This window comes from Dielma fastidiosa (assembly GCF_003475485.1).
GTDB classification, from domain to species: Bacteria; Bacillota_I; Bacilli_A; order Erysipelotrichales; family Erysipelotrichaceae; genus Dielma; species Dielma fastidiosa.
The window spans coordinates 421,628-439,747 of the sequence record NZ_QRQL01000001.1 but is presented as its reverse complement, the minus strand read 5'-3'; the positions used below and the strand labels follow the sequence as shown (position 1 = coordinate 439,747).

Below are 18,120 nucleotides of genomic sequence, written 5' to 3'. Positions count from 1 at the left end.
GGAGGATTTCATGTTTTTACAAGCAATTAAACCAGCTAATGGACCGGAAGCAATCGGACCCTATTCACCGGCTGTAAAATTAGGTGATTTCGTATATGTATCCGGACAGCTGCCGGCTGATCCAAAAAGCGGCGATATTGTTGGGACAACCATTAAGGAACAGACTCAACAGGCTATCGCTAATCTTGAAAATGTATTAGCTGAAATGAATTTGGAATTGCGTCATGTCGTTAAGACAACGGTATTTATGAGTGATTTGAATGAATTTAATGAATTTAATGAGGCTTATGCTGAGGCATTTACCGCTCCATATCCAGCCCGCAGCTGTGTGCAGGTAGCCGCGCTGCCTAAGGGTGCTAAGGTGGAAATTGAATGTCTGGTTATCGATACGTTGATTTATGAACAGCAGATGGCAGCTTCAAGCTGTGGCGGCGGCTGTGGCTCTGAAGGCGGCTGCGGTTCTGATTGCGAAGGCTGTCAATAAAGTGCAGAAATGCACTTTTTTCTTATATTAATCAATTTCCGAGGCTTTTGAATCATAATCTTACAGTTAATTGTAAAAATAAAGTTCTCGCTGTGCAGTTCCATGGTACAATGGTACTGTGCGAGGGAGAAAGGGGAATGTAAGATTATTTACTTTATTAAAGGTAACGATGAAGAGTGTACCATTATTTATGAAGACTTAAAGTGGGGGAGGGTTGAAACAGAGCATATAGACTGTTCGGCATTGAAGCTGATCAAGGCAATATGCGCTCATCATGAGCTTGATTTTGATGGCTGCCGCAAAGCGGTGTCAGTGAATCATGGCTTTAAACAGAAAATACCAGTATTTATTAAAGAGAACTGGCTGCTTCTTTATCCCTTAACCGCTTTACGGGATAAAAACAGTATCTGGATCAATTATTATGCAGTTAGGCGTATCAGCGGCAATGCTGAACAATCAACGCTTGCGTTTGGCCGCCGTGCTTCTTTTTCAGAAAGAATGATTCAGCAGGCATTGGCCAAGCCTGATCAGCCAAAATCGAAGGCGAGTTATAGCTTTGCGTTTGATGTGCGGATGATCCGCCAACAGACTGAGCGATGCCGCCGTGTGGATGATTTTGTCAAACAGCGCCGTTATGAAATCTTAGATTAGCTTAATCAGCAGACGCACTGTCAATTATTTACCAAGGCTCGCACAATGATGGGGAAATTTTTTAGAAATGGTTGTAAATAAAGGCAGAACGTGTATAATAAGTTTGCTGATTAAAGAAAATTAGAGGTTTATCATGATAAATAAGAAAACAAAGAAGGATCTGTTTACACTGATCTGTGTTATTATCGGCGCGCTTATCATGGCTGTTAATATTAAAACCTTTGTAAGAGCAGGAAATTTATTTCCAGGCGGCTTTACAGGGCTGACAGTAATGATTCAGCGTATAGCTGATGAGTATTTTAATGTGAGTGTGTCTTATTCATTCATCAACATCACGTTAAATGCCGTACCGGCGATTATCGGATATAAAACAATTGGTAAGCGATTTACGATTTATTCATGTCTGATGATTTTGCTGACCGGTATTTTTGTCGATTTTCTGCCTTCTACACCGCTGACGTATGATCCATTGCTGATTGCTGTTTTCGGCGGTATTTTCAATGGTGTCGGCATCGCATTCGCGTTAAGAGGCAAAGCCAGCAGCGGCGGTACTGATTTTATCGCGGTCTACTTATCGGATAAGCTGCATGCGCCGGCATGGAATTATGTGCTTGGATTAAATGCGGTGATGCTAGTGGTAGCTGGTTTATTATTTGACTGGAATCAAGCATTATATTCAATTATCTTCCAGTTTGTATCGACGCAGGTTGTCGGGGCTTTGCATGTGCGTTATAAAAAGGTTACGGTGCATATTATCACCAGTAAGCCAGATGATCTCTCTGAGAAGCTGATGATTTATACGCATCATGGCATTACGCGTTTTGAGGGTCATGGCTGTTATTCAAATCAGCCGAGAACTTTACTTTATACAGTAATATCGACGGAGGAGTTAAAAGAGGTTATCCGTTTTGTTCACCTTGTTGATGATAAGGCATTTATAAATGTAATGAAAACCAACAGTCTGGAAGGACGTTTTTATCAGGAACCGATTAATTAATGAAGAATAATCTGACTTTTAGTTTTTATTCTTCGCACCACTTCATAAACTTCAATGAGGTGGTTTTTTTGTTTACTAAGAAATGCCGTAAAATGACAATTTATATTTTGTTATGTACATTATTAGGAATCCTGACAATCGGCAGTTCAAGCCGGGTTTGGGCTTTATACAAGTTTAATGATGCCGCGTATTTTATTAAACGGCAGGCAGTGTTTGCTTTTATCGGTGTTTTTGTGATGATGATGGCATCAAAAGTCGATTTAATGAAGCTGAAGGCACATAATAAAGGTATCTATCTGGCTTGTATGGCATCACTGGTTCTGGTATTGATACCAGGGTTAGGTGTACAGCGAAACGGCAGCCGCAGCTGGTTTGGCGTTGGTTCATTGCTTGTGCAGCCTTCAGAGTTTTTTAAGATAGCGATTATTTTGATGTGTGCGCAATGGCTCGCATCCCGCAGCCGGATAAAAAGCTTTATGAAGGATTTATTAATGGTGGCAGCTATGACGCTGGGCGGTTTTTTATTGATCCTGCTGCAGCCGGATTTTGGCAGCGGCATCGTTATGGTTTGTTCAATCGTGGTAATGGTCTTGGCCGCCGACAGCCCGCTAAGCTATTTTGTACGGGTTGGCTTTTTAGGGATTCTCGGCTTTGGAGCTTTGATCTTATCGGCACCTTATCGTTTGGCCCGCATTACATCTTTTATTGATCCATGGCAGGATCCTTTAGGCAGCGGCTTTCAGATCATTCAGTCGCTGTTTGCTATCGCGCCGGGTGGTTTATTGGGAAAGGGCTTTGATGCCTCGGTACAAAAGCATTTTTATTTACCGGAACCGCAGACCGATTTTATCTTCGCTATTTTTGCGGAGGAATGGGGCTTCATTGGCTGTGCGCTGCTGATCCTGCTCTATATATTGATTATCTATGAAGGTGTGAAGATTGCAAAGAATTCAACCAATGCTTATCTGGCTTATGTAGCCATCGGCATTATCTCATTATTTGCTATCCAGGTACTGATTAATCTGGGGGTTGTAGTCGGTTTGTTTCCGGTAACTGGGATTACTCTGCCGCTGTTCTCCTATGGCGGTTCATCACTGGTGGTAATGATGGGCTCATTGGGTCTTTTGATGGGGATTGCAAATCATGATTCGGCAGCATAAAATTATGCTATAATAAATAAAACGGAGTGTGAGAGAATGAAGATTTTAATTGCTACCGGCGGAACCGGCGGTCATATATATCCGGCTTTGGCATTGGCTGATGCAGCGTGTAAGCAAGATCCGAAAACAGAAATTCTGTTTATCGGCAATCATGACCGTATGGAAGCAAAAGAGATTCCCGCTCATGGTTATGCGTTTAAGGGACTCAATGCAAGCGGCTTGACCGGCAATGTGTTTAATAAGATAAAGGCAGTGACATTGATGGGTATTGCTTTTACTAAGGCAAATAAGATCGTGAAAGAATTTAAACCGGATATTGCGGTAGGCTTTGGCGGTTATGTCAGCGCACCGGTAATGATGGCGGCTCATCATAATCATGTACCAGTGATGCTTCACGAACAGAATTCAATTGTTGGTGCCGCAAATAAGCTGTGCGCCCGTTTTGCGGATGCGATCGTGCTCTGCTACGAAAAGTGCTTCGATGAGCTGGGCCGGGAAAAGACGCGTCTGCTGGGCAATCCGCGGGCCAGTATCGCCAAACAGTCAGTCTTTGATGAAGCGTATTATAAATCGCTGGGCTTAAGCATGGATAAACCATTGGTTTTGATTGTTATGGGTTCATTAGGCTCAACTTCGGTGAATGAGGCAATGGTTACCGCGTTAAAGGAAATGAAGGCTGATATCCAGATTCTTTATGTCAGCGGCAAGCAGAATTATGAGACTATGAAGAATAAATTCAGCAATAAAAACATTAAAGTTGTTGATTATGTCAATCAAATTGCTATAATGGAAAAAGTGGATTGCATTATCTGCCGTGCGGGCGCAACAACGGCTGCGGAAATTACGGCATTCGGCATCCCGGCTATTTTGATTCCATCCCCTTATGTAGCGAATAATCATCAGTATTATAACGCCAAGGTACTCGTTGATAAGAAGTGTGCTTATATGATTGAGGAAAAGGATCTGAATGGTAAAATTTTATTTGAAAAATTGAGCCGGATCATGAATAATTCAAAGCTGCGGGAAGAGATGCATGAAAACATGCTGAAGAATGGCTTCGTTAACGCAAGCGATGATATTCTGACCTGGATGAAGGAATTGGTAGGGTGAACTGAATGAATGATGTTGAAATCAAGCTGCAGATGTACGGTGATCTATTAGTCGATGCGCCGCTGTCTGCACACACTACATTTAAAATCGGCGGCAAAGCGAAATACTTTTTATATCCTAAAAGTACGCTTGGCTTGATGCGGGTTTTAGATATCGCAAAAGAAAATGGTTTGGAAGTAAGAATTTTTGGCAAGGGCAGCAATATTCTTGCCAGTGATGAGGACTATGCAGGATTGATTCTCTGTCTTGATCGTTATTTCTCAGATTTTTATTTTGAAGAAGATGGTACGTGCATCGCGCAAAGCGGCACATCGATTATATTATTGGCTCATGAGGCGATGAAACGCGAGCTGAGCGGTTTGGAATTTGCGAGCGGGATTCCCGGTACATTAGGCGGTGCGGTATTTATGAATGCCGGTGCTTATAAGAGTGAAATCAGGGATATTCTTGATAAGGTATTTGTCTTGCAGGACAATAACTGCTGCTGGCTGAGTGTTGATGAGCTGGCAATGAGTTATCGCTCTTCGATTTTTCAGAAGCAGCGTGACTGGATTATTTTAGCGGCTAAGCTGAAGCTTTCTAAAGGCAACGGTGCAGAGATTCGTGATCTGATGGATTCCAGACGTCAGCGCCGCTTGGCTTCACAGCCATTAAATATGCCTTCAGCTGGCAGTATTTTCCGCAATCCTGAACAGCTTCCGGCATGGCAGTGCATTGAAGAGGTGGGCTTGCGCGGTTATCAGATCGGCGGTGCGATGGTTTCGGATAAGCATGCAAATTTCATTGTGAATGCTGATCATGCAAGTGCGAATGATGTGATTGAACTGATTACTTTGATTCAGCAAAAGGTAAAAGATAAATATCAAATTGAGTTAAAAACAGAAGTGGAGCATTTTAATTGGCCAAAAAGAAAATAGAACTCCAGCAGGAGAATGAACTTGAAAAGCGATATTTGTCGCAGCTGAATCGTAAAAAGAAGATCAGGACACGCAGAAGAATCTTGCGTTTAGTTGGTTTGATCATTTTGGCACTTTTGATCTTTGCATATTTTTCATCAGATATTTCTAAAGTCAAAACATTGTCGGTTAATGATAATATGATTTATTCTGATGAACAGATTTTAGATAAAGCTAAATTAAACTATCAGTCTTCTTATGTGCTGAATCCCGGTTTTTTGATTGAAATGCGGCTGAAGGATGATCCGCTGATCAAAGATGCCTCGGTTAAGAAAACTTGGGGCGGCGGTATTACGATTCAGGTTGATGAAAGGCTGATTATCGGTTATCTGAAGGATGATGCGAATACGCTTCTCGTACAGGGCGTAGGCAGGCTGGATGCCAGTGAATTGAGTCAATTGAATGCGGCGATGATTCCTAGAATCGGCGGCTTCAGTGAGGAGCAGCTGACAATGCTTGATGAGGCTTTTGCGAATGTAGATAAGGAAGTCATGCCTTTGATTTCTGAATTGGAGCCTTATGTTACCAGTTATGATGAGAATATGGTTCAGTTTGTCATGATTGACGGCAATCGGGTAACGACCTCAATGAAGGGTATTGAATTGCTGAATAGCTATCGTTCGGTTTTAAAAGAACTGGAGGGTACGCATGTCTGTCTGTATATGGATGATATCAGCGGCAATATTTTTAAGGAAGTGGATGATTGTTCGGTGGGCTTAAAGGATCGTGAGCCAAAGCCTGCTGAGGATGAAAATACTGAGGGTAATGAGGGTGAAACACCGCCGTCAGAGGATGAAGAAGATCCGCAGGCATGGGTTCCTGATGAAGAAATGCCTTCAGAAAATGAATAGTTTTTGCATTTGTTCAGAAATACGGTTATAATATTAGTTATTAATAAGGAGGTTGCTTTATGTCTATTTCAAAGAGCACACAATTTGGTAATATCAATATCTCTATTGAAGCGATTGCATCTTTGGCGGGTGGGGTAGTCAGCGAATGTTACGGCGTTGTCGGTATGGCTTCTCAAAAGGTTTTAAAAGATGGTCTTGCTGAACTGCTGAAAAAAGAAAATTATTCCAAGGGAGTTGTCGTTCGTCAAAACGAAGGCAAGCTTGAACTTGATTTATATATTATCGTTTCACATGGTGTTAAGATCAGTGAAGTTGTTCATGAGGTTCAGAAGAAAGTAAAATATATGCTTGAAAAGAGTCTTGAACTTGATTTTAATGTAATCAATGTTTTTGTTCAAGGCGTCAAGGTGATGAAGTAGGGTATGACTATGGAAAAAATGAATGGTGCCATCTTTAAAAAGATGCTGGAAAACGGAGCGAACAATCTATCGAATCATTTTACGGAGATTGACGCGCTGAATGTTTTCCCGGTTCCTGATGGTGATACAGGGACAAATATGTCAATGACTTTTAATGCGGGCTATAAGGAAACTTTACAAACTACGCATGACAGTGTAAGTGATATTGCTAAGGTATTGTCTAAGGGCTTGCTGATGGGTGCCCGCGGTAATTCAGGCGTTATCCTGTCACAGATCTTCAGAGGCCTTTATCAAGGCTTAGAGGGTATGAAGGAAGTGAATGGCTTCCAGCTGGCTGCTGCGTTTGTTCAGGGCAGCCGGGTTGCTTATAAGGCGGTTATGCGTCCGGTTGAAGGAACAATTCTTACAGTTATTCGTGAATCTGCAGATTACACGTATGATTTTGCATCTAAAAAGGCAAATGTTACTTGTACAGAAGTAATTGACAAGTTGGTTTTGGAAGCCGAGGAATCTTTAAAGAGAACACCGGAATTACTGCCGGTTTTAAAAGAAGTCGGTGTTGTTGACAGCGGCGGCGCGGGTTTGGTTGCGGTTTTGAAAGGCTTTCAGGCAGCGCTGCATGGCGAAAGCATTGAACGAGCTGAAGCTAATGAAACAAGTGAAATGGCGGCGGCTAATCTTGAATCAGAGGAATTTGGCTATTGTACAGAATTTATTATTCGTTTAAGTGCTCAGGGCATGGTAGCCTTTAATGAGGATGCACTGCGTGATTCATTATCCAGAATTGGTAATTCATTGGTTGTTGTTCAGGATGAGGATATCGTTAAGGTTCACGTACATACGCTGACCCCTGGTGATGCTTTGAATCTTGGTCAGCGCTATGGTGAATTTGTAAAGCTGAAGATTGAAAATATGTCACTCCAGCATGAAAATGTTATGATTAACGCAGAGACTGAAAAGCAAGCGGCGCCGCGTAAGAAATATGCGATTATTGCTGTTGCGGCAGGTGACGGGCTGTCTGAAATGTTTAAAGATCTGCGCGTTGATTATGTAATTTCCGGCGGTCAGACGATGAATCCATCGACTGAAGATTTTGTGGCGGCAATTGCTAAGGTGCATGCTGAGAATGTATTTGTATTGCCTAATAATTCTAATATTATACTGGCTGCTCAGCAGGCAGAAAGTGTGTGCGATGAAGAAAATGTCATTGTCCTGCCTTCTAAATCAATCCCGCAGGGATATGCTGCATGCATCAATTTTAATCCGGAAGTCGATGTTGATGTCAACAAAGCTGAGATGACGAATGGCATCGAAACGGTTAAGACTGGTCAAGTAACTTTTGCAATCAAAGATACGACTTTTGATGGCATGGAAATCAAAGAGGGCGATTACATGGGTATCATGGAAAAGGATATCGTTGTATCGACCCAAGATAAATTTGAAGCGACTAAGGCTCTGCTGGATCGTTTGATTGATGATGACAGCGAGTTAGTTACGATTTTCTGCGGTGAGGATATTACTGATGCAGAGACAGAAAAGGTAGAAGCTTATATCAATGAAAAGCATCCGCATGTTGAGGTGGAAATGAATCAGGGCGGTCAGCCGGTATATTCATTCATCATTGGTGTAGAATAACAAAAACAATGAAAAGTGCCAATAATAGGGCACTTTTTTGTTATATGTAAATAGTTTTAACGTTCATTTGGAATTCATATTTATTTTAATATAATGAACACCTTCTATTTTTTTGTAAGTTCAAGTATTTGCATAACCAGTAGATTGGATAATAGTTACTTCATATTTTTGAATATTGATTGTGAAATTGAATTTGATTTTATTTAATTTATATATTCTTTTGTTTCAATCTATTTGATGATACAATAAATACAAATCAGAATTATGAAATGATAAAAAATGTTGAATTTATAAAAATATTATAAAAGACGAGTAATTAGATTGTATCAAAATGAAAAAATGCTTTTACTTTTCTTAGCATTTTGCAGTGGTGTATACAGTCGATTAGCAATTAAAAAGAGGAATCACAATGGAAAAAGAATTACAAGTCAACGGTTTTAAGCTGCACGCAGTATATAATGATGAATTTATTAATCAGCAACTCATGCCCCTGATTGCTTCATGGCAGCAGCAGGCTGTCAAAAAGCAGCGGCGGATCATAGTTTTCTTGGCCGCGCCGCCGGGAGCCGGTAAGTCAACATTGGCATTATTCATTCAAAGCTTGTGCGATGATATTCAGGCATTAAGTCTTGATGGTTTTCATTACCCCCAGCAATATCTAAAGAGTCATTCGCTGGTACTTCACGGCGAGGAAGTTTTGATGAGCAAGATAAAGGGCAGTGCCGAAACATTTGATACTCATGCTTTTAAAAAGCATCTGGAACAGCTTACAGGGGATGATTGCTGGTGGCCGATTTATGATCGCAATCTGCATGATGTCATTGATCATCAAATCCATGTGACAAAACCTATTGTTTTGATTGAAGGTAATTGGCTGCTGCTTAATGAGCTGCCATGGAATGAATTAGTCAAAGCAGCTGATACTACGATGTTCATCCATGCTGAGCTGAAGCTTTTAAAAGAACGCTTGATCGAACGTAAAATCAAGGGTGGTTCAAGTCCTGAAGATGCGCTTCTTTTTTATGAAACAAGTGATAAACTTAATTGTGAAAGAGTAATGCAGCATAGTCTTCAAGCTGATATTGAAATTAATGAATCCATGATGTTTTAGGGCTGTAAGCCCTTTTTTCTTTTTTTGTATAGAAATTTCTTGTTTTTGAATCATCAGAGGTTTATACTTTTCTATGCTGGAAAGAGGGTGAATATATGAAGTGTATGGTTATTATATTGAATAAGACTGAGGTTTTAGATGATCTTTTAACTAAATTAGGGGATAACGGTATCAATGGTGCCACGATTTTATCATCAACAGGTATGGCACACCGGCTGCTGAATGAACGTGAGAATGAGGCAGAGCGTTTCATTGGTTCACTGCGTTTTCTGTTGAATCCAGAACGTGAAGAGAATAAGACAGTTCTGGTAGTATTAAGGGATGATCAGGTATTGTTGGCACGGGCTGCTGTGCATGCTGTTTTAGGCGATTTAAGTAAGCCTGATTCAGGTATCATGTTTACGATGCCAGTTGATTTTATTGAAGGCGGAAGTTTTAAAATATAGGAAAGAGGGATTGTTTTGTCTAATATATTAGTACAAGTGTCCATCATTTTCTTTACCGGCCTGCTTTTTGCGCGGCTTGTGAAATACGTTAAGCTGCCTTCAGTTACTGGGTATCTGATCGGCGGTCTGATTTTGGGACCGCATGTTTTAAAGCTGATTACGTTAGAAAGTGTTGAGACATTAAAAATATTTTCAGAAATAGCACTTGGCTTCATTGCCTTTTCAATTGGCAGTGAATTTAAGATGAGCTATTTCAAAAAGGTGGGCATGACACCGATTGTCATCGCTTTTATGGAAGCTTTTGTAGCCGTGTTTCTGGTTGCTGCGGCTTTGATTATAACAGGAAATGACATTAGTTTTTCAATCATGCTGGGAGCAATTGCGGCAGCGACCGCACCGGCTGCAACGATTATGGTTATTAAGCAGTATAAGGCTAAGGGATCAGTGACTGAGACTTTGCTGAGTGTAGTTGCTATTGATGATGCGGCGGCTCTGATTGCCTTCGGCTTTGCTTTAGCGATTACGAAGTCAATGTCAGCGGCGGAGAATACGAATTTGCTGCTGTCTCTGCTGAGTCCATTCAAAGACATATTAATGTCTGGGGTTATTGGCTGTGTGCTGGGCTTAGCATTTACTTATTTGCTGCGTTTCTTTAAGGATAGCGGTAATCGTCTGTGTTTAGTTGGCGGCTTCATTCTGCTTGCCATCCCACTAGCTAATGCAACAGGTGCTAGTTCTTTGCTTGTCTGTATGATTTTAGGAGCAGTATTCTGTAATTTATCTAATTCATCGGATGCCGTCATGTCAATGATTGACAACATTACACCGCCGCTGTTCATGATGTTCTTTGTTTTATCAGGTGCTGAGTTAGACACTTCAGTATTGGGCAGCATTGGCATCATTGGTGCGGTTTACATTATTGTTCGTGTCGTCGGTAAATGGCTGGGTGCTTATCTGGGTGCTGTAATTATGAAAGCCGACAGCAAGGTACGCACATACCTTGGACCATGTCTGATTCCGCAGGCAGGTGTAGCCATCGGTCTGTCATTGATTGCGGAAAGTGCAGTGCCGGGACATGGGGCAACCATTCGTGCGGTTATTTTATGCGGAACGATGGTTTATGAATTGATTGGGCCATTTATTACAAAAATGAGCTTACAAAAAGCCGGCGAAATACATCCAGGCGCATAGACAGAACTTCGGTTCTGTTTTTTTTGTATTATAGGAAATTTCATTTTCAAGCATCAAAGCACTAATATCTCATTATGAAAAGTTATCTAAAAAAATAATAAGATAGATGAAATTAGCGTGTGGATATGGTATGCTATAAAAACATATATTTAATCATTTATAGTAAGCATTACCTAGTTTCTTTTGTATCAATCGAATGTCAGCTTACAGCCACATTAGCCCTATTTAGATAACATGAAAAATCAGTTCAATGAATCAAAGTGAATAGACCTAAACTAGAAGAAAAGGCTGTTTACTTGATGGAAATCATTGAACTGATCAAAAGAGTGCCTGTAAGGATTTGCTCGGGTATGACTCCAATACCGATAGGTAGAAAGTAGTGACATTGAAATACAGGAATGAACAGCGCCGCGAGAAAGGCAGCTGGGTGTCATCATTGATGGCATGATTTCCTGAAGGATTAAAGGAAATCATTTTCTTGTTTATAAAAGCACCCCGAAGGGTGCTTCAATCACTATTCTTTACGAAAGACATCATCCATATGTAATTCAAACATAATGTTCGGGGCTACATAATATTGATCAAGATCAATCGTAACCGCTGGCATGGCAGCACATTTAATTCGATCATCTTCTCGATAATAGACATTGTAGACCGGAATGGTATCGTAAAGATAATCTTCGGTGTTATAACCAACTGTGACGGTCAATACTTCATTGATTTGCGGTGGTATTGCCATTAATTGATTAAACTGACGAATTGCATCATCAACACTAAGCAGCGTTGTATCGCATATCTTGGTTCCTATGATTGGTGTGTAGGAGATACTATTTAATCCTTCCTCTTTAAACCTAAAACCAAGCTGCTGATAGCTGGCGGCGAATAATTGTTGGCTCAAAGTGAGATCAGCGCGATTTTCCTCAAGCCTTGTCCAGTAATCTAATTCATGATTGGTTGCAATGCTGCTGGCGGAAACCTCCTGAATATCAGCAATTGGCGTATCCAGTGTCCATAGATTTTTGAAGATTCGCTCATAAGCAGTCAGCATTTCACGCTGATAGAAGGCTGTGTTCTTCTCAGTATTGGCTTGTGGGTCAATGTATTCCGTGTAATTTGAATCTGGATTTTTAGAATATGGGAAATCGGTCGTATCAGCATAAGGCAAGTCGATGCTTAGTACAACGGTGCCATGTTCATTGATTCTTAAGTAAAACAGGTCAGTATCAACGGTCAATGATTTTTGGGTCGAATCCATCCGATGGGAACGGGTTAATATGAAATCATCTGCATGGAAGTCGAGGGGTTCATAATACTCTATTGATTTAATCGTGGCATTAAAATAGTTACAGATTGCATCGGCCATGCTTTGCATATCGGCTTCACTTAATGATGCTTTATGATAGATAGGGAATAAAGCATCACTTGTGAAGTTTGTTAAGTTCCAGCGTGAGCTTTTAATTGCTTCCAGCTGTTTTTCAGTATAGAAGTAATACAATCCGCCAGCTGCCCCAACACCGCCGACTGCTGTATATGAGAATTTTGCATCCTTATTTTGTTTAATCATCGTTAAATCATTAGGCAGAGAAACTTGAAGTGACAGCGGTGCTGAATTAATGGCTGCATTGGCAATTGCCTGCTGCTCTTTAGAATGTTTTGAATCAAGATATTCTTTGTCAAGCTTAACTGCCGGTGCCTGCATTATATGATAGGTGTTGGGTTCTTCACTGTTTTTGTAGTAGAGCTGATAAACTGGAATGGTTTGTTTTAACTCAAACGCATTGGCGTAAAACAGTTTGCCATCATAGATTTTTTTAATTTCCGGCATCGTTTCATCATCAATGAATAATTTTAACTGTTCGATTGCCTCATCCACACTCAGCAGGTCAGCGTTTCCAACTAAAACTTTCGCTGGTGCATGATAATCGATTTGTGTCAGACCATGCTCATCAAAGCTTAATGTCAATGTGTTGTAGGAAGCATTAAACTGTTTTTCTTGTTGCTGAGAAGCGGCCTCTTGAATGGTAGCCGAAGCGGTAATGACACCTCTAAATCCACTTTGATAAGTAACACTGATTTGTGGTTTTGTGTAGGATACCAATTCTGTGAGATGTTGTTTATAAAAACTTCTCGCAAGCTGTTTGATAAAAGAACTATCATTAAATTCATTGGTGGTGTAAGCTTGTTTACTCACTGAGAGCGGTTCATCAAATCGCAGCGAATAAGACCCGTTTTCATAAAAATATAAGCGATGGTTATCACCAACTAGATAAATATTTTCACGGTCATTCTCACTGAAATTCTTACGGATTCTGTTTGATTTTAATCCAAACAGAGCTTCAATTGCTTCTGCCTGTTTCATCATTTCATCAAATTCAAGCAATTCATATGTATAAATAGGCAATGATTTCAATTTGGACAGCTTCTTGATGTTCCATGGCTGATTCCTTAAATCATTAGGATTGTTCACTTCTGTAAATGGAAATGGCTGGGTATCACCGTTAAAGGGGTAATACAAATGCTGTAAGTCCGCGGCTTTAATTGGACAGACACTTAGGGACACACCGAGTAGGAGTGTCAGCAAGACTTTTAAATGTTTCATATGTTTTCCTCCCTGATGAAAGCGTGACTTATCTCCCCAAATAAAAACGCTCTCATTTCTTCTACCTTTACTCTAACACGCTTTCAGCATTTAAACCACAACATAAATCAATATGTGAAATAATTGTTTTAATCTTGGCAGTCTTAAAAGACCATTAAAAAGCACCCCAAAGGGTGCTTCAATTAATTATCGAAAGGCTTGATCAATATGCAGTTCAAACATAATGTCCGGTGCTATATAATATTGATCAGGATCAATGGTTACCGCTGGTATTGTAGAACAAATGATGTGTTCATCCTGCCAATAATAGATGTTGTAGACAGGAATGGTATCGTAAAGATAATCGCCATTATTATAGCCAACTGTCACCGTTAATATTTCATTGATTTCAAGCGGTTTCGGACCTATGGCAGGCGGCAGTAATGACAGCTTGTTAAACTGTGAAATTGCATCGTCAACACTAAGCAGCGGGGTGTCGAATACCTTTGTACCGAAGATTGGTGTGTAGGTAACGCTGCTAAGACCTTCTTCTTCAAAGGTGAAATCAAGCTGCTGATAACTAGCGGTAAATAATTGCTGGCTCAGACTGACATCCGTTCTGCTTTCGTATAGTTTAGTCCAATAATAAAATTCATGATTCGTATTAATATGAGAACAAGAAGCTTCCTGAACATCAGCGATTGGATTATCAAGCTGCCATAAGTTTTTGAATAGCTGTTCATAGACAGTCATCATTTCACGCTGATAGAAGGCAGTATTTTTTACTGTATCGGATTGCGGACCAATGTATCCTGAAAAACCAGTTTCAGGATTCTTAGAATATGGCTTATCAGAAGGTTCAGAATAAGCTAAGTGGATACGCAGCCAAATTGTCCCATGTTCATTAATGGTCAGATAAAACTTTTTTGTATCAATATTCAGTATTTTTTGAGTATGATTACCTCGGTCAGCGCGTTGATAGATGTAATCGTCAGAATGAAAATCAATAGGTTCATAATATTGAGAAGATTGAATTGTCACATCAAAATAATTACAGATTGCATCGGCAATGGCCTGCATCTGCGCATGCGTCAGAGATGCTTTATGATAAATAGGAAATAAAGCTTCATCAGTAAAATTTGTTAGATTCCAACGTGAATTTTTAAGCATTTCAATTTGTTTCTCGGTATAGAAGAAGGACGGCCCGCCAGCTGCGCCGACACCTCCCAGAGCGGTATAGGAAAGCGGGGTATCATCAACCTGTTTAATCACTGTCAAATCATCAGGCAATGGAATTTGAAGCGGATTTTTAAGTGGTTCGACTGCTTCATCAACTGTTATTTCTTCAGTATCCTCAGGTTTGATAGCATGCAGATATTCTTTATCAAGCGCAACTGCCGGTGCCAGCATTTCATAATAGGTATCTGGTTCATCATTATTTGTGTAATAGATTTGATAGACGGGTATTGTTTCCCTCAAATCAAAAGCGTTGCTGTAAAATAATCGGCCGTCATATATTTCGCTGATATCCGGCATCAGATTTTCATCATCAAAAGCTTTTAGCTGTTCGATTGCCTCATCCACACTTAATAAGCGAGCATCATTGACCAAAGCATTTACTGGTGCATGATAATCAATGCCTGCAAGTCCTACATCGTTAAAGCTTAAAGTTAATGTGTTATAGGCCTCATTCAATTGTATTGTCTGTTCATCCTCAGCTCTTTCATAAAAAGTAGCGGTTGCAATTATGAAATTTCTGGGGGTACGATAGGTATCATAATGAATTACTGGATCATTGAAAGGAATGAGTGTTTCCAAATTTTGATGATAGAAATTTTCTGCTAATTCTGTAATAAATGCCTCATTTTTCAATTCGTCCTCACTGCAAGATCGCTTTGTAACATAGATTGGTTTATGCATAAGCAATGAATAAGACCCTGTTTCATAAAAATATAAATGATGCGTATCGCTGCTTAAGGTAACAAAATTATTTTCATCTTCCATTAAATTCTTGCTGACACTCTTTGATTCTAAATCAAGCAATGTTTCAATTGCTTCTGCCTGTTTCATCATTTCATCAATACTTAAAGACTGATAAGTATAAATAGGTAACGCTTTAAGCTTTTTTAAATTTTGAATATTCCATGGCTGATCTTTTAAATGATCAGGATCGTCCACCTCAGCGTGCGGATATGGATAAGTATCACCGCTGAAGGGGTAATACAGCTGCTCTAAGTCCTCTGCCTTTTCTGAACATGCACTTAAAGATATGCTCAGCAAGAGCACCAGCAATAATTTTAATCGTTTCATTTTATTTCCTCCCTGATGACAACGCTTTAATTTTCCCCAAATAACGCTGTCACTTCTTCTTACGTTTACTTTAACATTCTTTCACAGCTTAAACAATCACTTGATTCATAACTTGCCCAATAATTATCTTGTCATGGCTGATTCAACACGTTCATCCTTTGCAAGCAATCAAGGAACTTGCTATAATAAATATAAATAACGAAAGGCGGTTTCTATGGAATTAAAAAAATTAAAAATCACTGATAAAAAAATAGAACTGCTGACGCTGATGGGCATCGACAGCGGTGAAGGCCTGCTCGCTCATTATCCGTTTCGCTATGAGGAAATCGTACAGAAGCCTTTTAACGAATGGCAGAAGGACGATAAAATTACCTGTGAGGGAATCATTGTTTCGCAGGCCCGGGTGCTGAGGTTTGGCTCCAATCGTTCCATGACTAAATTTTCAATTCTGATAGATGAAGAGGTCATCGACTGCACAATCTATAATCGGCCATGGACGAGCGCTTTTGCTATGGAAAAAAAGATTACGGTCATGGGGACGTATCAGGGGGATCATAAACTGGTATGTACGAATTATAATTTTCAGCCGATAAGTGAACAAATAGGCTTGCATCCGGTATATTCTACACGTGAGGGAATCAGTCAAAAGGATTGGCAGAAGCTGATTCAAAAAGCGATTGACGGCATGCTGAGGGAGGTCGAGGATGTTATTCCTGAAGATTACCGTCAGAAATATCATCTTTTACATAAAAGAGATGCCTTGTATTTTATTCATAAGCCGCCGAGTATGAATCATGTCAAACAGGCCATCCGTACTTTAAAGTATGAAGAATTTTTAATGTTTCAGCTTTGTATGCAGAGTATGCGTCTTGAAAATAGTCAGAATCGAGGGATTGAAAAGCATTTTTCAATTGATCAGGTGATGGAGCTGAAGCGTTCGCTGGCTTTTGAATTAACCGAAGATCAGCAAAACGCAATCATGGATATTCTTCATGATTTAAGCAGCAGCAAAAGTATGATGCGTTTAGTGCAGGGCGATGTAGGCTGCGGTAAAACAATGGTTGCTGCCTTTGCGTTATATGCGTGTATCTGCGCCCATAAGCAGGGAGCTTTTATGGCACCAACGGAATTGCTGGCTAAACAGCATACCGCAAATCTGAAACGCTTGTTTGCTGATCATGATGTGGTCATTGAATTATATTGCTCATCACTGAAAAACAGTGAGAAAAAAGATATTCTTGAACGCTTGAAAAATAATCAGATTGATATATTAATAGGTACGCATGCCTTATTTCAAGAGGATGTAAGTTTTTATGATCTTGGCTTGGTTATTGCTGATGAACAGCACCGTTTTGGCGTCCAGCAGCGCCGGGCTTTATTGGCAAAGGGTGAAAAGGTTGATTTTCTTTTGATGAGTGCAACCCCGATTCCGCGTACTTTGGCTTCTTCATATTATGGAGATCTGGATGTATCAACGATCGCACAGCTGCCAAAGGGCCGTTCAATCATTACTACCAAGGTTGTTAAGTCAGCTTCCATGAAGCCGATTCTTAATGAAGTATTGACGCTGATTGATGAGGGCAATCAAGCTTATGTCGTTTGTCCATCCATTGAAACGAATGAGGAAATGAAGATTAAGGGTGTTGAGGAAATCTATGAGGGTATGCGCAAAACTTTAAAGGGCTATAAAATCGGTTTAATTCACGGCAGGATGAGTACCGAGGAAAAGGATCGGATTATGAATGATTTCCTCGCAAAGCAGATTGATGTGCTGGTTGCAACGACCGTCATTGAGGTGGGTGTCGATGTCAAGGATGCGAATATTATGGTAATCTATGATGCTCATCGCTTTGGCTTGAGTCAGCTTCACCAGCTGCGGGGCCGTGTTGGCCGGGGGAATCGGCCAGGTTATTGTTATTTGCTTTCACCAAGTAAAGATGAGACTAGCATGGCGCGTTTGAAAATATTGGAAAATACATCGGATGGCTTTGAGATTGCCAAGCAGGATTTGATTATGCGTGGTCCCGGTGATATTCTCGGCATTAGGCAAAGCGGTGTACCGGGCTTTATATTAGGCGATTTTGTGCTGGACAGCAATGTTTTGGAAACCGCGCGTCAGGATGCCTGTGAACTGCTTAAGGCATTTGCCCAAGGTGCTTATCCTGATTTAAAAAATCTGGTGATGAAGACAGTTGATAGTACAAAATATTTAGATTAATGG

The 18,120-nt window shown here is 40.3% G+C and carries 15 protein-coding genes; 13 read left to right on the top strand and 2 right to left on the bottom strand.

What is annotated here, in order from left to right; all coding sequences use genetic code 11:
• Positions 1–10 precede the first annotated feature (10 nt).
• The 12 genes from DWZ33_RS02295 to DWZ33_RS02240 all read left to right on the top strand — a co-directional run bounded on the left by DWZ33_RS02295 (position 11) and on the right by DWZ33_RS02240 (position 11,011).
• The gene (locus DWZ33_RS02295; RefSeq protein WP_118453631.1) at positions 11–484 is read left to right on the top strand and encodes a Rid family detoxifying hydrolase; all 474 of its coding nucleotides are present in this window, start codon (positions 11–13) and stop codon (positions 482–484) included.
• Positions 485–586: 102 nt separating this feature from the next.
• The gene (locus tag DWZ33_RS02290) at positions 587–1,135 is read left to right on the top strand and encodes a competence protein ComK (RefSeq protein ID WP_118453630.1); all 549 of its coding nucleotides are present in this window, start codon (positions 587–589) and stop codon (positions 1,133–1,135) included.
• A gap of 133 nt (positions 1,136–1,268) precedes the next feature.
• Positions 1,269–2,132 (top strand): YitT family protein, encoded by an 864-nt coding sequence (locus DWZ33_RS02285; protein ID WP_022937505.1) that lies wholly within the window; start codon positions 1,269–1,271, stop codon positions 2,130–2,132.
• A gap of 68 nt (positions 2,133–2,200) precedes the next feature.
• Complete coding sequence (ftsW, locus tag DWZ33_RS02280) at positions 2,201–3,292, top strand: putative lipid II flippase FtsW (protein ID WP_022937506.1); 1,092 nt, start codon at positions 2,201–2,203, stop codon at positions 3,290–3,292.
• A gap of 36 nt (positions 3,293–3,328) precedes the next feature.
• Entirely contained in the window at positions 3,329–4,402 is a 1,074-nt protein-coding gene (gene murG, locus DWZ33_RS02275) for an undecaprenyldiphospho-muramoylpentapeptide beta-N-acetylglucosaminyltransferase (protein WP_118453629.1), read from the top strand.
• A gap of 5 nt (positions 4,403–4,407) precedes the next feature.
• Complete coding sequence (gene murB / locus DWZ33_RS02270; protein WP_118453628.1) at positions 4,408–5,319, top strand: UDP-N-acetylmuramate dehydrogenase; 912 nt, start codon at positions 4,408–4,410, stop codon at positions 5,317–5,319.
• The gene (locus tag DWZ33_RS02265; RefSeq protein ID WP_118453627.1) at positions 5,301–6,209 is read left to right on the top strand and encodes a cell division protein FtsQ/DivIB; all 909 of its coding nucleotides are present in this window, start codon (positions 5,301–5,303) and stop codon (positions 6,207–6,209) included. Before murB ends, DWZ33_RS02265 begins: the two co-directional genes overlap by 19 nt.
• Before the next feature lie 59 nt (positions 6,210–6,268).
• On the top strand, positions 6,269–6,628 hold the full coding sequence (locus tag DWZ33_RS02260) for an Asp23/Gls24 family envelope stress response protein (protein WP_022937510.1): 360 nt from the start codon (positions 6,269–6,271) through the stop codon (positions 6,626–6,628).
• 9 nt (positions 6,629–6,637) lie between these two features.
• Complete coding sequence (locus DWZ33_RS02255) at positions 6,638–8,263, top strand: DAK2 domain-containing protein (RefSeq protein WP_026880844.1); 1,626 nt, start codon at positions 6,638–6,640, stop codon at positions 8,261–8,263.
• Between the two features lie 409 nt (positions 8,264–8,672).
• Positions 8,673–9,374, top strand: a complete 702-nt coding sequence (locus DWZ33_RS02250) for a nucleoside/nucleotide kinase family protein (RefSeq protein WP_118453626.1) — start codon at positions 8,673–8,675, stop codon at positions 9,372–9,374.
• A gap of 95 nt (positions 9,375–9,469) precedes the next feature.
• Positions 9,470–9,820: a hypothetical protein gene (locus DWZ33_RS02245; RefSeq protein WP_022937513.1), complete on the top strand. Its 351-nt coding sequence runs from the start codon at positions 9,470–9,472 to the stop codon at positions 9,818–9,820.
• A 15-nt stretch (positions 9,821–9,835) separates the two neighbouring features.
• A complete protein-coding gene (locus DWZ33_RS02240) occupies positions 9,836–11,011 on the top strand; it encodes a cation:proton antiporter (RefSeq protein ID WP_022937514.1) in 1,176 nt (391 codons plus the stop codon).
• Between the two features lie 514 nt (positions 11,012–11,525).
• On the opposite strand, the gene DWZ33_RS02235 is transcribed toward DWZ33_RS02240, so the two are convergent.
• A complete protein-coding gene (locus DWZ33_RS02235) occupies positions 11,526–13,610 on the bottom strand; it encodes a hypothetical protein (RefSeq protein ID WP_118453625.1) in 2,085 nt (694 codons plus the stop codon).
• A gap of 186 nt (positions 13,611–13,796) precedes the next feature.
• Positions 13,797–15,899, bottom strand: a complete 2,103-nt coding sequence (locus tag DWZ33_RS02230; RefSeq protein ID WP_118453624.1) for a hypothetical protein — start codon at positions 15,897–15,899, stop codon at positions 13,797–13,799.
• 214 nt (positions 15,900–16,113) lie between these two features.
• Between DWZ33_RS02230 and recG the strand changes: the two genes are divergently transcribed.
• Positions 16,114–18,117, top strand: a complete 2,004-nt coding sequence (gene recG, locus DWZ33_RS02225) for an ATP-dependent DNA helicase RecG (protein ID WP_118453623.1) — start codon at positions 16,114–16,116, stop codon at positions 18,115–18,117.
• Positions 18,118–18,120: the final 3 nt, after the last annotated feature.

Coding starts and splice junctions, on each gene's coding strand:
- DWZ33_RS02295 (WP_118453631.1), top strand. CDS start 11: ATGTTTTTACAAGCAATTAAACCAGCTAATGGACCGGAAGCAATCGGA.
- DWZ33_RS02290 (WP_118453630.1), top strand. CDS start 587: ATGGTACAATGGTACTGTGCGAGGGAGAAAGGGGAATGTAAGATTATT.
- DWZ33_RS02285 (WP_022937505.1), top strand. CDS start 1,269: ATGATAAATAAGAAAACAAAGAAGGATCTGTTTACACTGATCTGTGTT.
- murG (WP_118453629.1), top strand. CDS start 3,329: ATGAAGATTTTAATTGCTACCGGCGGAACCGGCGGTCATATATATCCG.
- murB (WP_118453628.1), top strand. CDS start 4,408: ATGAATGATGTTGAAATCAAGCTGCAGATGTACGGTGATCTATTAGTC.
- DWZ33_RS02260 (WP_022937510.1), top strand. CDS start 6,269: ATGTCTATTTCAAAGAGCACACAATTTGGTAATATCAATATCTCTATT.
- DWZ33_RS02255 (WP_026880844.1), top strand. CDS start 6,638: ATGGAAAAAATGAATGGTGCCATCTTTAAAAAGATGCTGGAAAACGGA.
- DWZ33_RS02250 (WP_118453626.1), top strand. CDS start 8,673: ATGGAAAAAGAATTACAAGTCAACGGTTTTAAGCTGCACGCAGTATAT.
- DWZ33_RS02245 (WP_022937513.1), top strand. CDS start 9,470: ATGAAGTGTATGGTTATTATATTGAATAAGACTGAGGTTTTAGATGAT.
- DWZ33_RS02235 (WP_118453625.1), bottom strand. CDS start 13,610: ATGAAACATTTAAAAGTCTTGCTGACACTCCTACTCGGTGTGTCCCTA.
- DWZ33_RS02230 (WP_118453624.1), bottom strand. CDS start 15,899: ATGAAACGATTAAAATTATTGCTGGTGCTCTTGCTGAGCATATCTTTA.
- recG (WP_118453623.1), top strand. CDS start 16,114: ATGGAATTAAAAAAATTAAAAATCACTGATAAAAAAATAGAACTGCTG.